This is a genomic window from Streptomyces sp. NPDC002868 (genome assembly GCF_055563295.1).
The window spans coordinates 15,100-36,255 of record NZ_JBVHDR010000011.1 but is presented as its reverse complement, the minus strand read 5'-3'; the positions used below and the strand labels follow the sequence as shown (position 1 = coordinate 36,255).

Genomic DNA, 21,156 nt, shown 5'->3' with positions numbered 1-21,156 from the left:
CGACCGGGCCCCATGCCTCACCTGCGTCAGCCGATGGCCATCTTGTTCTTCCAGCCGCCGTCACTGTTGCCGACGATCTCGACTCCGCCGTGCGTCATCTCGCCACGCGTCCCCGCGTAGAAGCGGACGGCACCGTCCGCCCGCAGTGTCCAGATGTCAGGGATGCCGTCCTTGTTGGCGTCGGGTGTGCCCACAAGCAGCCGGATATTGCTGGTGGCCCAGGCGGAGGCGCCGTACTGCTCGTCCACGCCCTTGGCCGAATTGGCCCCGGCCGCCAGCGAGTTGAGGTCGACGCCGCCTGAGGCGCCCGCCTTGCCCGTACGCAGCAGGAGTCGCCCGGTCACATCGGTCCGGTAGATGAGGTCGGTGACTCCGTCGCCGGTGACGTCCTGGACCGTCACGATGTCGCGTTCCGTCCACGGGGAGCTGGACAGCTGGGTCGCCTGCTCGACGGAGGCGCCGTTGTAGCCGATCAGCACCCAGAAGGCGTCGCCGACGGTGAGGAAGAAGTCGGCCTTGCCGTCGCCCGTGGCATCTCCGGCGGAGACGATCTGGGTGATGCTGTCCGGGGCGGGCGCGTTCGAAGGCAGCAGGATCTGCTGGCGCTTGTCGATGTTCACGCCGCCGTATCCGTCACCGGGATACACCCACAGCTTGCCCTCCCGGCGGGCGACCAGGTCCTGCAGACCGTCGCCGCCGTAGATGTCGCCGAGGTGGGTGATGAGGGTGTTCTTCCAGTACCCGGACGGGGCCGCGACATAGACGGGGAGCCCGTCGTCGCCGTTCGGGTCCTTGGCCGGATTCCCCTTGTACGCACCGGACATGGAGTAGTCCAGGTCACCGGTGCCCTTCGTGAGGTCGGTCGTTGACTCGGACGCGTACAGCCGCAGGTTGCCGTTGGCGTCGACGACCAGCAGGTCGGGGAGCGCGTCACCGGTGAAGTCGCCAGGCTTGTCGGCCTGGTCGCGCGGGGTGACGTAGAAGAAGTACTTCAGCGGCTCCGAGACATGCCCGGCGTCGTCCACCGCTCGCACATACAGGACGTTGGGTCCGGCGAGTGGGGGCTTGGCATTGGACACCGTGGTCAGTGTGGTGACGGCAGCGCCGTTCGTGCGCGGCACCGAGAAGGGGTACGAGGCCTGGTTGAAGCCGTACTCGAACTTCACCACATCGGTCTGCGCGGCCTTGAAGGTGAAGGAGCCCGCGGTGCCGAACTTGACCGTGCTCCACTTCGAGTCCTCGGCCTCGTTGTTGAAGCCGTTGTCCTTGGCGTCGGCGTCCGGGAAGTGCGGCGAGGTGACGGTCGGCGGCGACGGCTTGGCACTGTCGAACACGAACCGGCACGGGGTCTTCGAGGGCGAATACCCAGAGGTCGCGCCGAACTTGTCGACAGCCTTGGCACGCCACGAGTAACTGGTGCCGTTCTTCAGGCCGCTGGTGGAGAAGGGGTCGGTGTGCACCCTCGCCGAGCTGGTCTGGCTGCCGACCGACACCCTGCCCTTGCTGCCGAGCAGGTTGGCGGTGCTGCCTCCGGTGGGCCACAGATCGAATTGGACCGCCGCGAGATTGTCGTCCTTGTCGCTCGCGTCGGCCCACAGGGTGAGGGAGGAGGAGCCGAGGTTGATGTACGGATACGTCGTGTCGCAGCTCAGGCCGGGGTCGAGGTCCAGGCCGGTGGGCGGGTCGGGCGGACGGTTGTAGCTCAGGTCGATGTACGGGTCGCTGCCGCCGTTCGCCTGGAACTTCTTCCAGGAGTACTGGGAGTTCTCGTCGGTCGCCCTGAAGCCGATGGTCATCGTCGGCCAGCCGCCCTTCACCGCGCGCTGGGCCGTGGACTTGACGTCGAAGGCGACATAGTCGTCACGGCAGTTGCTCTTGTATCCGTGCGCGAAGCTGTCCCGGCCGATCTTGTTGCCGTCGTTCATCGACGGCGCGTTCTTCCAATTGGTCTTGGAGCTGACCGAGCCCGTGAGGTGCACGGACATGCTGCGCGCCTGGCAGGACCAGGAGTAGGTGTTCAGGGCCCGCAGAGTGGCCTTGCTGACGGTCGCGCCCTTGAGGTCGCGGTCCCAGTCGATGGTGAAGAAGGAACGCGAGGTGCCCCAGGTGTCGGACTCGAAGCCGACCCGGGCCTCGTGCGTGCCGCCCTTGTTGAAGTTCTTGCCGTTGTAGAAGTTCGCGTAGGGGTGCCGGCTGTACGCCGTGGTCCAGTCGTTGGTGTGCTTGCTGACCGAGGGATCGATGAACACCGGGTAGACCGTGCTGGGGTCGGCGAGGAAGTCCTGGTCCGGGATGAACACCCAGTTGCCGTCGTCCAGATGTGTTTCCACGAGCGTGCCGTTGGAGTCCGGCTGAGGGCCGTTGAGCGAGGGCAGGGAGAGGGTGGCCGCGGCGCCGGTCTGCGAGGGCTCCGGGGACGGCTCGGACGGAATGGGCGGGACCGTTGATCCGGGTTCGGTGGCGGACGGGTCCGGCGCCTCGTCGGAGGCCTCGGGGAGCACCTCCTTGAAGGGGTCTTCCACATCGCCGTCCTGGACGGAGTCCGAGGGTTCGGGAGTGGCCGTCTCCGACTCCGCGGGATCCGGCGTCGTCCCGGCAGACTCGGAGGGCAGCACCTCGGGTGCCGGGGTGGCATCGCTGCCCGCCTGCCCGTCGGTGAGCGCCGGGACGCCCGAGTTGTCCCACATCAGCGGGGTCGGGGACTCGGCTATGTCATTGCCGCCCTGGTCCTGTGCGCTGACGATGCCGGACACCGGGTCCAGGGAGAAGTTGAGGTCGGGAGAGGAGAGCCCGTAGGCCAGGCGCGCGACCCGGGGATCGGCGGCCGCCGTCCGGTTCTTCACGACGAGCAGCTGGGCGAATCCGTTGTCGTCCGAGGTCAGGACCAGATCCGCGCCCGGGAGGATCTCCGGATAGAGCGCGCGCGGGCCGTCGATGATGGGCGTGGGAATGGCACCCGGCCACGCCAGCACGATGTCATGGCCGTCGACGGTGATGGTGGCGAGGGTGTTGCCGGTGCCGGGCGTGATCGCCCCCGGCAGCAGCGAGACGCGCCGCACGGAGTCGCGGGACGCGCGGTTGCCGCCCTTGGCCTTGGTGCCCCCCTTGGCCTTGGTGCCCGCGGAGAAGACCATGCGGACGTTGGTGGCCTTGGGGGCCCAGCCGCCCTCCACTCGCTCCAGATCGGTGTCGATGGCCTTCCACACGCCGTCGACCTTGGCGCGGATCGGGCTGGCGTGGATGCGCCGGTGCATCAGCCCGTCGGGCATCGCCCAGGTGGTGGCGTACGACGTGCGCAGCGCGGTCGCCTCAACCGCCTTGCCGGACTTCTTGGCCTTCACTGCGGCATCGGCCTCACTCAGCGGCGCGCTCTGCCGGCTGCGTGGCTTGGCCGAAGGCCGCTGCTCCTCGTGGCTGTTCAGGCCCACGTAGGTGAGGCCGGAGGCCAGGACGACGGCGGCCGCGACCGCGGCGAGTGGTCGGCGTCCGGGCATGCGGCGCCATCTGCTCGTCATGAGCGAGGTTCCCTTTCCCCCCTCGGAAACCAGTTACGGCATACCGCCGACCGGCCTCCTGTAGCTGGTCACGCGGGCACAGCAAGGCGGGCCCGGGCGTGACGGATGCGAGCAGATCATGACCCACGCCGGATCGGCCGTCACGTGTCGGCGAGGGAACCGCCGTTGGGGCTGGTCCGTCTCTGAAGTGAGCCAAAGAGATGTCGCCCTGGCGGACAAGGCGATGAGCCGCAGTCGGAGATTGGGCCTTTCCGTCGCGAATCCGGGCATAATCCAGGGTGATTTCAGGCCATGTGGACGGTGGGCTCCGTAATGCGGCAGAAGGCTTGAATTCCCTGATGAGGCACGGCTCGCCGGGTCTTGCGGCTTAACCATGATCCTGCGATGGACATGGCCGATTTGTTGCTGTGATCACCATCACTTGATCACTTGTGGTCTGGTCTTTCTTCACGACTGCCCCACACAATCGCCCCATTCATTGACTTCACCCGCGGTCTGCCCAGGCGCCGCTTTTTGTCGTCCGGGGGGACTTCGCTGTGCCAGCTCTGCCGTCCGTACGCCGACGTCTGCGCGCCCTCTCGGTGCCGGCCGCTGCCGTACTGCTCGCCCTGACCCTTCCGGCTCAGGCAATAGCCCTGCCACCGGACCCCGCCAGCGACGAAGTCCCGCGCGAGGAACTGGTCCTGGAGGCCCTCCCCAAGGGGCAGTTCGTCCCGGAGAAGAGCGGAAACGCCGGCCTCGCGCGTATCGGCGCCGAAGCCCCCGTGACGCAGTCCGAGGCCCCGGCGGGCACCACCACCCCGCCCAAGGCCGACACGGGCAACGTCGAGTTCAGCGCCCCCGTCCAGCCCGCGGCGTTCACCACCGGCACGGCCTCGGCCACCCCTGTGGCGCTCGAGCCCGCCGAAGATCTCCCGGTGAAGCTCGGCCAGGCCACCGGCGCGGAGGCCCCCACCGGCACCTGGCAGGTGTCGATCACCGACCGCGCCGACCCGCTCGCCAAGGGCATCGACGGCGCGCTGCTCACGGTGACCGCGCCTGCTTCCGGCTCCGTCCCCGTCTCCGTCCAGCTGGACTACAAGGCGTACCAGAACCTCTATGGCGCCGACTGGTCCTCCCGGCTGCGCTTCGTCCAGTTCCCCGAGTGCTATCTGACGACCCCCGCGGTCGAGGAGTGCCGGGCGTACGAGGAGCTGGAGACGGTCAACGACTCCAAGACCAAGTCGATCACGGCCACGGTCGACACGGCGGCGGACGGCACCGTTACCCCGGCCGCGGCGCCGCAGCTGGGGTCGACGCCTTCCGGTGTCATGCAGGCCGCGTACGTCAAGCCCGCCGCGACGTCCGCAACCACGGGCGGCGACCGGGCCGTCCTCGGCGCCGTCGACTCGGGCGCGGGCGAGGGTGGCTCCTTCAAGGCCACCCCGCTGATCTCCAACGGCCAGTGGGCCGCGGGCAGTTCCTCCGGCGCCTTCACCTGGTCGTACCCGATCACCGTGCCGCCGACTCCGGCCGGCCCCGCGCCGAAGATCGCACTTGGCTACAACTCCCAGGCGGTGGACGGCCGGACCGCCACATCCTCGCCCCAGGCTTCCTGGATCGGCGAGGGCTGGGACTACGACCCGGGCCACATCCAGCGCCGCTACCGCACCTGCAAGGACGACACCAAGGCCGTCAACGGGAACACGCCCAACAACACGGCGAAGAAGGATGAGACGTCCGACCTGTGCTGGGTCTCGTCCAACGCCGTGATGTCGCTCGGCGGGAAGACCGTCGAGCTGGTGCGGGAGAGCCCGGACTCCGACATCTACCGCCCGAAGGACGACGACGGCACCCGTGCCCAGCTCAAGACCGGCGGAAGCAACGGCGACAACAACGGCGAGCACTGGGTAGTCACCACCACCGATGGCACCAAGTACTTCTACGGGCTGAACAAGATCGGCGGCGGCCACGCGGACTCCGGTTCGGTCTTTACCGTTCCCGTCTATGGCAACCACCCCGGCGAGCCCTGCCACGCCTCGACCTTCGCCGCCTCCCGCTGCAACAGCGACACCCAGAAGCAGCAGGCCTGGCAGTGGGGTCTGGACAAGGTCGTCGACGTCCACGGCAACGCGATGGTCGTCAACTGGCACCAGTCGACGAACTACTACGCCGTCAACGAGAAGACCGAGACCCCCGAGAAGTACGTCCGCGGCGGTCTGCCCGACTCCATCGAGTACGGACTGCGCGACGACAACCTCGGGGGCACCCCCACCGCCAAGGTCAACTTCTACCTCTCCCAGCGCTGCCTGGAGAGTGCCACCGTCTGCGCGTCCGAGAACTTCGACAAGACCGACGACCCGGCCGCCTACCGCTACTGGTGGGACAGCCCCGGCAACCTCAACTGCAAGTCCACCTCGAAGCTGTGCCCGGCCTTCCCGTCCTTCTGGAACCGGATGCGCCTGGGCAAGATCGAGACGTTCGCGCACCGCCCCGGCACCACCGGTCTGCAGAGGGTCGACACGTTCGTCCTCAACCACTCCTTCCCGCGTGACTGGTACGACACCTCCCCGGGGCTGTGGCTCAACTCGATCACCCGCTACGGTTATGCCCCCGGCGCCACCAGCGGCACCCTCCTGACCGAGTCGGGCGTCAGCTTCGAGAAGTATGTGGTCGGCCCGAACGATCCGCTGAGGCACCTCAAGGACCAGCAGCTCCCCAACCTCGTCCCCCGGGACGGCAACGACGCCCGCCCCGGCTTCAAGCGCCCCCGCATCGGCACCGTCTCCACCGAGCACGGCGGCGACATCGAGGTCATCTACCGCGGCGGCTGCAAGGTCCAGCCGAGCGTGGCCCCCGAGGACAACAACGGCACCTGCTACCCCGTGCGCTGGTCCCCGGACGGCGAGGAGAAGCTGCCCAAGCTCGCGTGGTTCAACAAGTACGTCGCCGACACCGTGATCGAGACCGATCGGATCACCGGCGTCTCGGCGCGCGTCGTCACCAAGTACAAGTACGCGGACGCTGCCTGGGGCAAGAGCGACGACGAGTTCACCAAGCCCGATCTGCGCACGTACAGCGAATGGCGTGGCTACCAGACGGTGACCACGGTCAAGGGCAACGAGACCAAGAGCTCCAAGAGCACCGACCCCGAGACCCAGTCGTACGCGGTCTCCCGCTACTTGCGAGGCGCGGGCGGCGCCGTAAAGGACTCCACCGGCACGGTCACGCTCGTCGCTGACGACCAGGACCAGTACGCCGGGATGGTCGCCGAGTCCATCAAGTACAGCGGAGCCGGCGGCCGTATCCTCAGCCGCACCCTCACCCAACCGTGGTCCGTGCAGACGGCTTCCCGCGCTCGCGACGGCGGCGCCGGAGCGCTGCTCGCACACCGGTCCGGCATCAAGCAGGTCGACACGATCCAGACGGTCGGCTCCAGCTGGCAAGGGGTGCGCACCACAACCGAGCACGACACTACGTACGGACTGCCCATCCAGACGCAGACGGCCGTGGTCAAGCCGAACGGCACCGGTGAGACGCTCAGCGACTACACCTGCACGAAGACGTCCTACGCGAACAGCGTCGCCCGGCATCTGATCGGCCTGACCAAGGACGTGCGGACGACGGCCACTTCCTGCGCCGACTACGCCGGCGCCGACCCGGGCACCCAGTTGATCAGCGCGTCCCGCATCCACTACGACGGACTGGCCTACGGCGCCGAGCCGGTGAAGGGGCTGGCCACGACCACCGCCGACACCAACGGCGAGGGCACCGCCTACGCGGTGCTCACGACGATGCAGTACGACCCCCTGGGCCGGATCCGCAAGGTCACCAAGCCCCTGCTCGGCACGACCGAGACCCAGTACACCCCGGGTGACTCCGGTGGTCCGGTGACGTCGATCAAGACCATCAACCCCAAGGGCCACTCCAACACCACAACGTTCGACCCCGGCCGCGGACTGCCGATGACGGCCACCGACCCCAACGGCCGTACGGCGCGCAACGAATACGACGTCTTCGGCCGGCTGGTCAAGGGCTGGTCCCCTGCGCGCTCCTCCGGCAACCAGGATCCGGACGTGCAGATCGCCTACCAGATGGCCGACGCGTCCACGTCCGTGACCAAACCCTCGGCCGTCACCGTGCAGACCATCAAAGACGACGGGACCTCGGCCAAGCAGGTCACCATCTACGACGGCCTGATGCGCCCGGTGCAGACCCAGTCGCAGGCGCACGGTCCGGGCCGGATCGTCACGGACACGCGGTACAACGACCACGGCAAGGCCTGGGAGCAGACCAGCGGTTACCTGGCCAAGGGCGAGCCGGCGACCTCGCTCTTCAAGCGCCAGTCGGACAGCCTCGTCCCCAGCCTGACCAGGACGTTCTTCGACGGCCTTGAGCGCCCGGTGCGGGTGGCGACCTACCACGGCACCACGTTCCTGCACAACGACTCGACCACGTACGGCGATACGACCACCTACGTCCGCCCGGCAGGCGTCAGCGACCCCGCCACCAAGACGTTCACCGACGCCATGGGCCGGGTCACGAAGATCCTGCACTACACCAACACGAACTCGTCGCTGTCGCGCGAGACGACGTACGGGTACGACGCCCGGGGTAACCAGACCAAGGTGACCGACCCGGCGGGCAACGTCTGGTCGTCCATCTACGACGCCCGCCGCAGGGTCGTCTCCAGCACGGACCCTGACATGGGGACCACGACGACGACCTACGACGAGGCCGACCGACCCGTCAGCGTCACCGACTCCCGCAGCACCGTCTTCACCTCGTACGACCAACTGAGCCGGGTCTCCGCGGTTCGCGAGGGCTCCGCCACGGCGGCCCCCACCAAGTCGTACACGTATGACACCCTGCCGGGTGCGCTCGGCCTGCCCGTCTCCTCGACCCGGCACGACGCGAGCGGCGACTACGTCAACCGCATCACGGGCTACGACATCGGGTACCGGCCGACCGGCAACGAGACGGTCATCCCGGCGAACAGCATGACCACCGGGATCTCCGGCACGTACGCGTACTCCTACACGTACACGCCGACCGGGAAGCCGCTGACGGCCACCCTGCCGGCGAAGGGCGGCCTGGCCGCGGAGAAGGTCGTCACCCGCTACAACGAGGACGGCCTGCCCGAATCCACCTCGGGCGCCACCTGGTACACCGCGGACGTCACGTACTCGCCGTACGGCGAACCGATGCGCACGGTCAGCGGCCCGCAGCCCTACCGGGTGTGGACCACCAACTTCCTCCACAACAACACGGGCCAGCTGCAGCGCACCGTCGTCGACCGGGAGACCGCGAAGAGCCGGGTCAGCGACACCCGCTACTCCTACGACTACGCCGGAAAGATCACCTCGATCGGCCACAAGATGTCCGATCCGACGACCGGCGCGGCGACGAACGACAACCAGTGCTTCACGTACGACGCGATGGGCGAGCTTGTCCACGCCTGGACCTCGAACCTGCCCTCGTCGGCGGGCGGCGCGGCCTGCCAGAGCCCGGGCGGCTGGTCCTGGGGTTACCGGAGCGACGGCCTGGCCACGCGCGGTCCGGTCGCGGAGGCGCCGGACACCGTCGGCGACGCCACTACCCCGGACACCGCGCTCGCCGACTCACTGAAGAACGCGGGCCCGGTGAACGGCACGGTCTCCGGCGGAACCACGGGCTACTGGGACAGCTACTCCTTCGACGTCACCGGCAACCGGGCCAAGCTCACGGTCCACGACCCGGCCGACCCGACGAAGGACGTCACCCGCACCTACGGCTACGGCACGACGGTCGCGGGCAACGGCCCCAACCCGCCCTTCAAAATCCAGCCGCACACGCTGGCGTTCGTCAGCTCCACGACCGCCGGGGATGGCAGCACCTACCAGTACGACTCCGTGGGCAACACCAAGGTCCGTGACCTGCCCGCCACCACGCAGCAGCTGACCTGGACGCGGGAGAACAAGCTCGACACGATCACGGACGACGGCGTCACCACGAAGTACGTGTACGACGCCGCGGGCAACCGTCTGCTGGAGAACAGCCCTTCAGGCAGCGTCCTCCACATGGGCGAGACCGAGCTGACGACGTCGGCGGCGGGCGTGATCACCCGGGCCACCCGCTCGTACTCGCACGCAGGCGCCCCGACGGTCCTGCGCTCCACCACGAACGGTGCGACGACCGGCCACAAGCTGGACGTCCTGATCAGCGACCACCTGGGTACGTCGAACACGGTCATCGGCATGGCCACGAACCAGCCTGTCTCCCGCCGGGCGTTCAAGCCGTACGGAGAGGTTCGCGGCACCAAGACATCGTGGCCGAACAAGCGCACCTACCTTGGCGTCGGCATCGACGATCCGTCGGGCCTGACCCACATCGGTGCCCGCGAGTACGACCAGGCGGCCGGCCGCTTCATCTCGGTGGACCCGGTGATCGACTTCGCAAATCCGCTCCAGATGAACGGCTACGCGTACAGCAACAACAGCCCGATCAGCTCGTCCGACCCGTCGGGGCTGTTCTGCGACGGCTGCAGCGCGGGCGGCGCGGACACGGTCTGGACCGCGGACCACGGCCCGGGCTGCACGACGGAAGGCTGCTACGACACCGACGGCAAGTTCATGTACGACGTCTACACGCCGCCGCCGCCGAAGGACCAGAAGCCCGGCAAGACCGTCAAGATCACGCGAGATGGCGATGGCGTCGTCTGGATCGAGAAGATGAGGGTTCCCCCTGCGGCGGAGCTTCAGGCCCTGTTCCCGCAGTTCAAGACGGAGGATGAGCGCCTCAAGCAGTGGGCCCAGGGCAAGTGCCACGACCCTGACCAGCAGGGCGACTTCTGCCAGGCTGCCGAGGAACTGGGCCTGGTCTCGTACGAGCAGTCCCCGTTCCAGAAGATCGTCACTGCCATCATCGTGGGCGTCGTCACCCCGGACGTGGGAGCCTGGAAGGGCTGCCTCGGCGACGGAAAGTTGTCCGCCTGCGGCTCCGCTGCGCTCGACCTGCCGATAGGCAAGCTCGCTAAGGGGCTCAAGGTCACCTACAAGGTGGTCGACAAGGCCGAGGACCTTGAAGACAGCAAGGCCGTCGACGCCCTCGAGACTGTCGTCCGGACCTGCGCCACCAACAGTTTCCTTCCCGGAACACTCGTCCTGATGGGCGATGGCACCACCAAGCCCATCGAGGACATCAAGGCCGGGGACAAGGTGCTGGCCACCGACCCCGAAACCGGCGAGACCGGGATCAGGACCGTCACGGCACCGCTCAAGGACATCGCCGAGAAGCGCCTCGTCCGGGTCACAATCGACTCGGATGGCACGTCCGGTGACAAGACTGCGCAGATTACCGCCACGGACGCTCACCCGTTCTGGGTGCCTGCGCTGGGTGAATGGCTCGACGCTACGAACCTGATCGCCGGCCAGACGCTTTCCAGCGGCTCCGGTACCTCCGTCCGGATCGTCGCGGTGGACCGCTGGACCCAGCGTTCCACCGTGCACAACCTGACGGTGGCAGACCTGCACACCTACTATGTGGTCGCGGGCGGCACACCAGTGCTCGTCCACAACAGCAACCCGTGCAAGCTTCTGTCCCGGCCCAATGCCATCGCGCGGGCGATGGGGTACTCCGCCAAGGAGATCAAGGACGCCATTCACAAGGTGAAGGCGCAGGGTGGCTGGCGCGGGATAGGTGGCAACAGGAACCCGGACATGCTCGTCGACACCGACAGCGGTGACGTGTACCCCCAGATGCCGAGCGGGGAGCCTGGCGAAGTGATCGGAAACCTCTTCGAGTACCTGAAGGACAAGGATTGATGGAGGAGCTGGAGGATCGATGGATCCTGGGCCTTCGGGGCATCCCGGTAGTCGCCGTCTCGCGTGGCGCGGAGTGTCCAGAGCTGGCCGTGACTCTGGCCGACGGGACAGAGATCATGGTCTCCGGATCGTGGAAGCTGACGCAGGGGGCGGCTTCAGCGCCGGGTGCGACCCCGCTTCCCACCGAAGAACTGGAGAGAGTGGTGGGCTCCGCCGTCGCGTCGGCGGTGGCGTTCAAAACGGGAAACCTACGGGTCGTCTTCAGGACGGGGCTCCATCTGAGCGTCCGGGGAAAGGATCCCGGGATCGAAGTACGGGTTCAGAAGCCCGGTGACTTCGACTGGTCATCCCGAGACGGAGCGTGTGTCATGAACGTGCTCGGTTCCGGCACTCCGTAGACGCGGCGGCGGCCCCCTCTGAGATTCATCAGAGCGGGCCGCCGCCGTTTTCGGTGCATTCGGACTCAGTCAGCGCACTTCGATGAAGGCGTCGGACCGCCGCGCCGGGCGTTCCTTCGGCGGTGCGGCCGCGTGTCCCACCGCCACCGCGCCCATCGGGTCCCAGTCTTCCGGCAGGCCCAGCACATCCCGTACCACCTCGCGGCAGAACATCGTCGACGACACCCACGCCGAGCCGAGCCGTTCGCCCGCCAGTGCCACCAGGAAGTTCTGCACGCCCGCGCCCGCCGCGACCACGAACATCTCGCGTTCGGCGGTGTCCCGGCGCGGATCCCCGTAGTAGTGCGAGCCGTCCATCACCAGGCAGGGGACGACCAAGTACGGCGCCTTGCGCAGGACATCGCCCCGCTTCACCCGCTTCGCGACGGACTCCTCCGACTTGCCGTCGCGCCGCAGATCCGCGATCCACGCGTCCCGCATCCCGTCCAGCAACTCGGCGCGGGACGAAGCGGATTCGAGCAGTACGAAGCGCCACGGCGTCGTGTGATGCGGCGCCGGAGCAGTCACCGCAGCCGCGACCGCCCGCCGGACCGCCCCGCCGTCCACGGGCTCGTCGGTGAACTCCCGCACCGTACGGCGCTGGGTGACCGCCTCCCGTACCGCCTCCGACGTACCGAGGCGGAACATGTCGTCCGCGGCGGTGCGCACCATCGCCCGGGCGCCGTCGCCCTCCTCGACCAGATGCGGCAGACCGCGCACCACTGCGACCGGCAGACCCTCCGCCTTGCCCTTCACCAGGTCACCGGCGGCGGCCAGTTCGTCCGCGGTGGCGACGACGGTCGCGCTCAGCGGATTGCCGTGCGCATCAGACCCACCCCGCAGATCGTCGAGGACCCGCACTCCGGCCGCGCCGATCGCGACATCCGTCAGGCCGTTGCGCCAGGGCCGCCCGAAGGTGTCCGTGACGATCACGCCGACGTCGACGTCCAGCGCCACCCGCAGCCCCTCGCGGATCGCGCGCGCCGAGGTATCAGGATCGGCAGGCAGCAACAGCACAGTCCCGGCAGGGGTGTTGGAGGCGTCGACGCCGGCCGCGGCCATCACCAGGCCCTGCCGGTTCTCGACGATACGCAGGGGCCCGCGTCGCGCCACCACGCGTACCGTCTCCGCGTCTATCGCCGCCTCACGGTCCGCCGCCTCGACGACCCGCCCCTCCGCCTTGCTCACGATCTTGGACGTGACCAGCAGGACGTCGCCGTCCACGAGCCCCGGCTCCGTGGCGGCGATCAGCTTGGCGAGGTCGTCGCCCGGCCGGACCTCGCCAAGACCGGGCAGCGCCCAGACGCGGTACGAGGGAGAGGGAGAGGACGAGGGCGGGCTCACGCCCGTACCTCCTCAGCCAGCTCCAGCGCCTGCCGCGCCATCTCCGCCGTCGCGTCCAAGTCCGTCATCAGCAGCGGCACCGCCCGGCAGCGGATCCCCGCCCCTTCGACCTCCGCCACCGCACCCGCGTCCACCGTGTCGACCAGCCAGCCGTCCAGCAGCCCGGAGCCGTAGTGCTGGGCGACGGCCGCGGCGGTCGCCTCCACGCCCACCGCCGCCAGCACCTTGTCGGCCATCCCGCGCACCGGCGCGTCCCCGACGATGGGGGACAGGCCCACCACCGGGACGCCGGCCTCGGCGATGGCCTCGCGGATCCCGGGCACCGCCAGGATCGTGCCGACGCTGACGACGGGGTTGGACGGCGGGAAGACGATCACGTCCGCGGAGGCGATCGCCTCCAGCACTCCCGGCGCGGGCTTCGCCTGGTCCGCACCGACCGGCACGACGGCCTCCGCGGCCACGGACGCCCGCAGCTTCACCCAGTACTCCTGGAAGTGGATGACCTTCCGCTCGCCCTCGACCTCGACGGCGACATGCGTCTCCACGCGGTCGTCTGACATCGGCAGCAGCCGCACGCCCGGATTCCAGCGCGCGCAGAGCGCTTCGGTGACGGCGCTGAGCGGATAGCCCGCGGCGAGCATCTGCGTACGGACGATGTGCGTCGCGAAGTCGCGGTCACCGAGGCCGAACCACTCGGGCCCCACGCCGTAGGCCGCGAGCTCTTCCTTGACCCGGAAGCTCTCGTCCGTACGCCCCCAGCCCTGCTCCTCATTGATGCCACCGCCGAGGGTGTACATCACGGTGTCGAGGTCGGGACAGACCTTCAGCCCGAACAGATGGATGTCGTCACCGGTGTTGCCGATCACCGTGACGTCCGCTTCGGGCGCGGCCTGCTTGAGACCGCGGAGGAAACGGGCGCCGCCGATGCCGCCGGCCAGAACCACAATGCGCATGAACAGCAGTCTGTCAGGCGGGCACGACGTCGCGTTCGGCCGGGGAGCACTGGGCATGATGCATCGGCATCTCGGTCAGACCCGGGTAGTAGATGTGCAGACTGACGGCCGGTTCGAGCGAATCATTGACGACTTCGTGCACATAGCTGGGCGCGAACACTCGCTGCGCGCCGGCGGCGAGAGACCGGGAGGCCTGCTCGCTGCGCTCGGTGAGCTCGCCGTCGAGGACGGTCAGGACGCCTGACGACAGTCCGTGGTCGTGCAGCCCGCTGCCCTGACCGGGGACCCAGGACAGCAGCCACACCTCGTAGCCGGGTCCGGTGCGCAGCCGGTGGTACCAGCGGGAGGTGGTGTCGTACTGGACGAGGTGGGCCCACTGCGCGCGGTCGGCGGCGATGGAGCGGGCCAGCCCCACGAAGTCGGCGACGGTGGCCGGGTGCTCGCGGGCGGGCTGGAGCAGGTGCTGTACGGCGAGGATGTCGCCGGCGATCTGGAGGTCGCTGTCGCTGTTCATGGGTGCGGTGGTTCCTCGGCAGAGAACGTGAGTTGCAGTGCTGGGGCCCCGGACGGAGTCCGGGGGGAGGGTGTCGCAGGACATGCGGTGCATGCGGGCTGAGCTGCATGCGGTGAGTGGCTGGAGCGCTACGGCGCAATCAACAGCTGGAACAGCAACAGCGCGCCTGGACAGCGCTGCGGAACCCACGGAGTGGGGTCGCGATGTGCGCTGAGGTCGCTGGCATGCAATCAAAGGTGACGGCTGGGGTCCTTACTGTCAACTCAATGACCGATTTGGCGGTAATGTTTCACCTCATCCGGTTACTGGGTGCGGAGAAAGGTTTGTGCAGCCGTGGCCGCGGAGACATGGCGCAGCAACCGTGCTCGTAAACGTCGTTGCGGCCCCGTGATCGGACTGTGATCCGGATCGCTTAAATGGTTCGATCGCAACAAGATCGAACCCTGCGGCGTCTTCTCCTCGTGAGAGGAGGGTGCGGGGCAGGCCTCTGGCATGTGTCAGGTTTTTGATGATTTGAACACTTTCCGCATGGCTTTGGTTCCGCAGAGTGAATACCGGGCCCAATAGCAGATCTCAGCTTGACTGGCCCGGAGCCGCACACTTGTAATTTCACTCGTGTCGTTCGGCCGAAAATCGACAACGGCAACATCACGGGGACGCAAAGACAGATCGAGGGGCGCACATGACCGAGCTGTTCGAACAACTGCTGGTCGAGGACGCGGACGAGGAACTCGGCTGGCAGGAGCGCGCGTTGTGCGCCCAGACCGATCCCGAGTCCTTCTTCCCCGAGAAGGGCGGTTCCACCCGCGAGGCCAAGAAGGTCTGCCTCGCCTGCGAAGTCCGCTCCGAATGCCTTGAGTACGCCCTCGCCAACGACGAGCGATTCGGGATCTGGGGCGGCCTGTCCGAACGCGAACGCCGTCGGCTGAAGAAGGCCGCCGTCTGAAATCCGCACCGATATCCGAAGCCCGATCCAAAGTCCGATCCGGGGCTCGATCCCGGGCCCGATCCGAAGCCCGACCGGTAACCGAAGCTCGACCCGAGGCCCCACCCCGGGCCCGACGAAACACCACAAGCAGGTACGTAACCCTCGGTCCGCCGACTGCATCATGACCGCAGTCGGCGGACCGTTCGTGTACCAGCCGTTAGTGTGGGGCCCCGTCCGAGACGCTCCAACGCCCCTACGGGGCGACCCCCCGGCCGGAGGGCCCGTACCTCAATGTCCGCCACCACAGCCGCGTTCGCCCCCGCACACCCGCCCGAGTTCCCGCGGCACGTCGTCACCGCCGTGCTCGTCTCCCACGACGGCGCACGCTGGCTCCCCGACGCCCTCGCCGGACTCCTCGGCCAGGAACGCCCCGTACAGAACGTCGTCGCCGCCGACACCGGCAGCGCCGACGACTCCGCGCGGCTGGTCACCGAGGCACTCGGCGCCGAGCGCGTACTGCACCTCGCCCGCCGCACCGGCTTCGGAAGCGCAGTCGAGGAAGCGGCCCGCACCGCGGGCGTGCTCACCCCCGACGACCTGCCCTACCTGAAGCGGCCCAGCGGCTGGGATCCTGCCACCAGGAGCTGGCGCGACGACGCGTACGACATGCCCGAACTGCCCTACGGCGAACCCGTCCAGTGGCTGTGGCTGCTCCACGACGACTGCGCACCCGAACCCGACGCCCTCGCCGAACTGCTGCGCGTCGCCGACTCCGACGAATACGCCGCCATCGTCGGCCCCAAACTCCGCGGCTGGTACGACCGCAAGCAACTCCTCGAAGCAGGCGTCTCCATCGCCAACAGCGGACGCCGCTGGACCGGACTCGACCGCCGCGAACAGGACCAGGGACAGCACGACCAGATCCGCTCCGTCCTGTCCGTCTCCTCCGCCGGCATGCTCATCCGCCGCGACGTCTTCGAGCAGCTCGGCGGCTTCGACCGGCGACTGCCCCTCATGCGCGACGACGTCGACCTGTGCTGGCGCGCCCACGCCGCCGGCCACCGCGTCCTCATCGCCCCCGACGCCGTCATGCGGCACGCCGAAGCCGCCGCCCGCGAACGCCGCACCGTCGACTGCGCCGGCCGCTCCGTCGCCAGCCCCCACCGCGTCGACAAGGCCGGCGCCGTCTACACCCTGCTCACCAACTCACGCGGCGCCGCCTTCCCCTACGTACTGCTGCGCATCGTCTTCGGCACCCTGCTGCGCACCCTCGCCTACCTCGTCGGCAAAGTCCCCGGCCAGGCCGTCGACGAAGTCATGGGCCTCTTCGGCACCCTGCTGCGGCCCGAACGGATCATCGCCGGACGCCGCAGGCGCGCCAAGCAGGGCGGCGCCGTCGAAGCGGGCGAACTGCGCCCGCTCTTCCCGCCGCCCGGCGCGACCATCCGCGCCACCGTCGAACAGGTCGCGGGCCACGTCGGCGGCGGCTCCGACGCCGACTCCGGCGGCTCACGCCACGGCGCGGTCGAATCAGGACCCGGCGGAGACGACGCCGACTTCCTCGAGATCGAACAGTTCGCACGCCTGAAGAAACTCGCCCGCAAGCCGGGGCCGGTGCTCTTCGCCGTACTGCTCCTCGTCTCGCTCGTCGCCTGCCGCGGACTCTTCGGCAGCGGCGCGCTGGCCGGCGGCGCACTCCTGCCCGCCCCCGCCGACGTCTCCGACCTGTGGTCCCGCTACGCCGACAACTGGCACCCTCTCGGCACCGGCGGCACCCAGACCGCGCCCCCCTACCTCGCTGTGCTCGCGGCCCTGTCCACCCTGTTTCTCGGCTCCACCGGCTTCGCGCTCACCGTGCTGCTCGTCTGCTCGGTCCCGCTCGCCGGACTCACCGCCTACTTCGCCTCCCGCCCCATCGTCGAATCCCGGCCGCTGCGGGCCTGGGCGAGCATCGCGTACGCCTTCCTGCCCGCCGCGACCGGCGCACTCGCCACCGGACGGCTCGGCACCGCCGTCCTCACGATCCTGCTGCCGCTCATCGCCCGGGCAGGCGTCGCGGCCCACGGACTGCGCAGCGGCACCGGCGGCGGTCGCGGCAGCTGGCGCGCCACCTGGGCGTACGCGCTCCTGCTCACCCTCGCGATGGCGTTCACGCCCATCGTGTGGCTGATCGCGCTCGTCCTCGGCATCGCCGTCCTCGGACTGCGACGTGACGACATCACGGCGTACGGGCTGCGCTTCCTCGCCGCCCTCGGCGCCCCGCTGCTCGTCCTCGCACCCTGGTCGCTGACCCTGCTGACCGGCCCGTCCGCCTTCTTCCGCGAAGCCGGACTCGAATTCGGCACCGGATCGGCGAGCGCACTCGACCTCCTCGGCATGAGTCCCGGCGGCGCCAAGGCCGCAGGCGGAATCCTCTTGATCGGCATCGTCCTGGCGGCACTCGCCGCCCTGCTGCGCGGCGAACGGCAGTTCGCGATCCGTGCCTCCTGGGCCGTGGCGCTGGTCGGACTCGTCTTCGCGGTGATCGCCAACGGCTCCGGCTGGGCAGGCCCGGCCACCCTCGTCTACAGCATCGCCCTGCTCGCCGCAGCCGTACTCGGCGCCGAAGGCGGCCGTGCCCGCGTCGCCGCCCAGGACTTCGGCTGGCGCCAGCCCGTTGCCGGCCTGATCGCCCTCGCGGCCGGCCTGGCACCCCTGCTCGCCGCGGGCAACTGGATGCTCAGCGGCGCCGCAGGCCCGCTGGAGCGGCGCGACCCCGTCCAGGTGCCCGCGTTCGTCGCAGAGGAGAGCGACACCCGCGACCAGCCGCGCACCCTCGTCCTCGGCGGCACCTCGGCCGCCAAGGTCTCGTACACCCTCGTACGCGGCTCCGGCGGCCGGCTCGGCGACGCCGAACTCGCCGAGGCGGGCGGCAGCGACCCCCGCCTCGACAAGATCGTCGCGAATCTCGTGGCAGGCTCCGGCGCCGACCAGACCAGCCAGCTCAGCGGATTCGCCATTCGCTACGTACTCGTACGCGACGGAGCACCCCGCCAGACCAGCCGCGTCCTCGACGCCACACCCGGCCTGAGCAGGCTCAGCCAGCTCGACGGCAGCGCACTGTGGCGCGTCGACCGCCAGGTCGCCAGGGCCACCATCGTCAGCGGCAAGGGCGACCCGCTGCCCGTCGCGTCCGACGCCGTCGAGGCCCACGCCAAGATCCCGGCGGGTCAGTCGGGACGGGTGCTGCGCATCGCGGACCGCGCGGACGACGGCTGGCAGGCCACGCTCGACGGCCGCGTACTGAAGAAGACCACCGTCGACGGCTGGGCCCAGGGCTTCGAACTCCCCGCCGAGGGCGGCCGGCTGGATCTGACGTACGACGGCCCCGCCACCCACACCGGCTGGATCTGGGCCCAGGTCGGGCTGGCGCTGGTGCTGCTGGTCCTCGCACTGCCGGGCAGGCGGCGGGAGATCGACGACGACCTGCCGGACGAGGAGATCGCGGTCCCCGCCCAGGCGGTGGAGGGCGAAGGGCGCAGGGCGCGCAGGCTGCGCGCGCAGGCGGAAGCGGAGATGGAAGCGGAGGCCGGGACTTCGTCGTCTTCGTCGTCCTCGTCGTCTTCGCCGCCCGAGGCTGCTGCGGCCCACCCCGATCCGTACGCTCAACTCCCCGCCGAACAGAACGCCTTCGCGCAGCAACAGCAAGGGGAGCAGCAAGGGGGGCAGCAGCAGTCGCCCTATGTGGCGGTGCCGCAGCAGCAGTACGGCGAATGGGACGCGCAGTCGTACGCGGACGCCGGATACGCCGCCCCGTACACCAACGAGCAGTACCAGGGCGCCACGTACGGCGCCGAGCAGCAGTATGGCGGTGAGCAGTACCAGCAGTCGTACCAGCAACAGCCGTACCAGGGCGAACAGTTCCAGGATCCGTACCAGGCCGACCAGTACCAGCCCGCGTCCTACGCCGACGGGCAGTACCAGGACGGGCAGTACCAAGAGGGTCAGTACGACCCTTACGCCTACGGCAGCGAGACCGACCAGCACCCCGACCCGAACGGCAACGCCGGCAACGCAACGCGAGGCGAGTCAGAGTGAAGCGCACAACCATCTCCCTGCTCGCCACCGCCACCGCCCTCGCCGCGGTCACCGGTGTCGCCGCGCTCACCGCGCCGGACGGTGGTGCGGCGACGGACGCCAAGGCCCCGGCGCGGCTTCCGGTCGAGCGCTCCAGCCTGCTCTGCCCCGCGCCGAGCAGCTCTGAGATCGCGGAGACCGACTACACCTCCTTCACCCCGGCGGGAACGGCCGGGGACGCGAAGGACGGTACGGCCGAACTGAAGCGGTCCACGGCCGTGTTGACGGACCCGGACACCGCGCCCAAGAAGGACGACGCGACGACGAAGGACGGGGCCAAGAAGGGCGACGCGGCGAAGGGCGCGAAGAAGCCGGCGCCCGGCAAGCCGGTGCTCGCGCTGAAGGCGCCCGGCAAGCCCGTCGCCGCCACGGCCGAGGGCGGCGATGCTCCCGCCCTCGTCGGCACGGCCACCGGCCGCCTCGCCCCCGGCTGGACCACCCAGCAGACCACGACGGTCACCGCGGGCGGCTCGCGCGGCCTGCTCGGCCTGAGCTGCACCGGGCCGGACACCGACTTCTGGTTCCCCGGCGCGTCCACGGCCGAGGACCGGCAGGATTACGTCCACCTCACCAACCCGGACGACACCGCGGCTGTCGCCGACATCGAGCTCTACGGCAAGGACGGCGCCCTCAAGACCACGCTGACCGAGGGCATCCCGGTCCCCGCCGGATCCAGCGTCCCGGTCCTGCTCTCCACCCTGACCGCCGCCGAGCCCGCCGCGGATGTGACCGTTCATGTCACCACCCGTACCGGACGGGTGGGAGCCGTGGTGCGAGCCGCCGACGACAAGGCGGGCAGCGACTGGCTGACCGCCTCGGCCGACCCGTCGGGCACCGCGGTGCTGCCCGGCATCCCGGCGGACGCCACATCGGTACGTCTGGTGGCCTTCGCGCCCGGCGACGACGACGCCGACCTGAAGGTGCAACTCGCGGGCGCGGGCGGCCGGATCACCCCGGCCGGACACGAGACGCTGCACGTCAAGTCGGGCATGACCGCGAGCGTGGACCTGCTGGACGTCACCAAGGGTGAGGCCGGATCGCTGATCCTCAGCCCGTCCCAGAGCGGCCGGGCGACCCCGGTGGTCGCGGCGCTGCGCGTCGTACGTGGCAAGGGCGACAAGCAGGAGGTCGCCTACATCCCGGCGACCGCGCCGGTGGGGGCGCGGGCGACCGCCGCCGACAACCGGGCCAAGGGCTCGACGCTCTCCCTGACCGCGCCGGGCGCCACCGCGCAGGTCAAGGTCACCGCATCGGCGGGCACGCAGGGCGGCACCCAGGTCGTCAAGACGTACACGGTCAAGGCCGGTACGACGCTGGCGGTCACCCCGCCCGTCCCGGCCGGTCTGAAGGGCTCGTACGCGCTGACGGTGGAGACGCAGTCGGGCGGCCCGGTGCACGCGTCGCGAACGCTGGCGCTGCCGCAGGACGGCATCTCGATGTTCACGGTGCAGACGCTGCCGGACGACAGGGGGACGGTGGCGGTACCGGATGCCGAGCAGGACCTGTCCGTACTCGACGACTGACGACTGACGACTGACGACTGGCGACTATCGGATGTCGATTGACGG

The 21,156-nt window shown here is 69.3% G+C and carries 9 protein-coding genes; 5 read left to right on the top strand and 4 right to left on the bottom strand.

What is annotated here, in order from left to right; genetic code table 11:
- Positions 1-26: 26 nt before the first annotated feature.
- Complete coding sequence (locus ACZ3H8_RS28710; RefSeq protein ID WP_467406806.1) at positions 27-3,515, bottom strand: DNRLRE domain-containing protein; 3,489 nt, start codon at positions 3,513-3,515, stop codon at positions 27-29.
- A gap of 536 nt (positions 3,516-4,051) precedes the next feature.
- Between ACZ3H8_RS28710 and ACZ3H8_RS28705 the strand changes: the two genes are divergently transcribed.
- Together ACZ3H8_RS28705 and ACZ3H8_RS28700 are read left to right on the top strand one after the other, a co-directional pair.
- Positions 4,052-11,296: a polymorphic toxin-type HINT domain-containing protein gene (locus tag ACZ3H8_RS28705; protein ID WP_467406805.1), complete on the top strand. Its 7,245-nt coding sequence runs from the start codon at positions 4,052-4,054 to the stop codon at positions 11,294-11,296.
- Positions 11,296-11,694 carry a DUF6188 family protein gene (locus tag ACZ3H8_RS28700; RefSeq protein WP_467406802.1) on the top strand — a complete coding sequence of 133 codons (399 nt, stop codon included), beginning with the start codon at positions 11,296-11,298 and terminating at the stop codon, positions 11,692-11,694. Before ACZ3H8_RS28705 ends, ACZ3H8_RS28700 begins: the two co-directional genes overlap by 1 nt.
- Before the next feature lie 69 nt (positions 11,695-11,763).
- Here ACZ3H8_RS28700 and ACZ3H8_RS28695 read toward each other — a convergent pair whose 3' ends face one another.
- The 3 genes from ACZ3H8_RS28695 to ACZ3H8_RS28685 are packed head-to-tail and all read right to left on the bottom strand — an operon-like array spanning position 11,764 to position 14,544.
- Positions 11,764-13,077: a coenzyme F420-0:L-glutamate ligase gene (locus tag ACZ3H8_RS28695; protein ID WP_467406801.1), complete on the bottom strand. Its 1,314-nt coding sequence runs from the start codon at positions 13,075-13,077 to the stop codon at positions 11,764-11,766.
- Positions 13,074-14,030, bottom strand: a complete 957-nt coding sequence (gene cofD, locus ACZ3H8_RS28690) for a 2-phospho-L-lactate transferase (protein WP_467406798.1) — start codon at positions 14,028-14,030, stop codon at positions 13,074-13,076. The genes ACZ3H8_RS28695 and cofD overlap by 4 nt, the downstream gene beginning before the upstream one ends.
- Positions 14,031-14,043: 13 nt before the next feature.
- Positions 14,044-14,544: a cysteine dioxygenase gene (locus ACZ3H8_RS28685; RefSeq protein ID WP_467406797.1), complete on the bottom strand. Its 501-nt coding sequence runs from the start codon at positions 14,542-14,544 to the stop codon at positions 14,044-14,046.
- 682 nt (positions 14,545-15,226) lie between these two features.
- Between ACZ3H8_RS28685 and ACZ3H8_RS28680 the strand changes: the two genes are divergently transcribed.
- The 3 genes from ACZ3H8_RS28680 to ACZ3H8_RS28670 all read left to right on the top strand — a co-directional run bounded on the left by ACZ3H8_RS28680 (position 15,227) and on the right by ACZ3H8_RS28670 (position 21,111).
- Complete coding sequence (locus ACZ3H8_RS28680; protein WP_023541320.1) at positions 15,227-15,490, top strand: WhiB family transcriptional regulator; 264 nt, start codon at positions 15,227-15,229, stop codon at positions 15,488-15,490.
- A 273-nt stretch (positions 15,491-15,763) separates the two neighbouring features.
- Entirely contained in the window at positions 15,764-19,549 is a 3,786-nt protein-coding gene (locus ACZ3H8_RS28675; RefSeq protein ID WP_467406794.1) for a glycosyltransferase family 2 protein, read from the top strand.
- Entirely contained in the window at positions 19,546-21,111 is a 1,566-nt protein-coding gene (locus tag ACZ3H8_RS28670) for a DUF5719 family protein (protein WP_467406791.1), read from the top strand. The genes ACZ3H8_RS28675 and ACZ3H8_RS28670 overlap by 4 nt, the downstream gene beginning before the upstream one ends.
- The last annotated feature ends 45 nt before the right edge of the window (positions 21,112-21,156 follow it).

Coding starts and splice junctions, on each gene's coding strand:
- ACZ3H8_RS28710 (WP_467406806.1), bottom strand. CDS start 3,515: ATGACGAGCAGATGGCGCCGCATGCCCGGACGCCGACCACTCGCCGCG.
- ACZ3H8_RS28700 (WP_467406802.1), top strand. CDS start 11,296: ATGGAGGAGCTGGAGGATCGATGGATCCTGGGCCTTCGGGGCATCCCG.
- cofD (WP_467406798.1), bottom strand. CDS start 14,030: ATGCGCATTGTGGTTCTGGCCGGCGGCATCGGCGGCGCCCGTTTCCTC.
- ACZ3H8_RS28685 (WP_467406797.1), bottom strand. CDS start 14,544: ATGAACAGCGACAGCGACCTCCAGATCGCCGGCGACATCCTCGCCGTA.
- ACZ3H8_RS28680 (WP_023541320.1), top strand. CDS start 15,227: ATGACCGAGCTGTTCGAACAACTGCTGGTCGAGGACGCGGACGAGGAA.
- ACZ3H8_RS28675 (WP_467406794.1), top strand. CDS start 15,764: ATGTCCGCCACCACAGCCGCGTTCGCCCCCGCACACCCGCCCGAGTTC.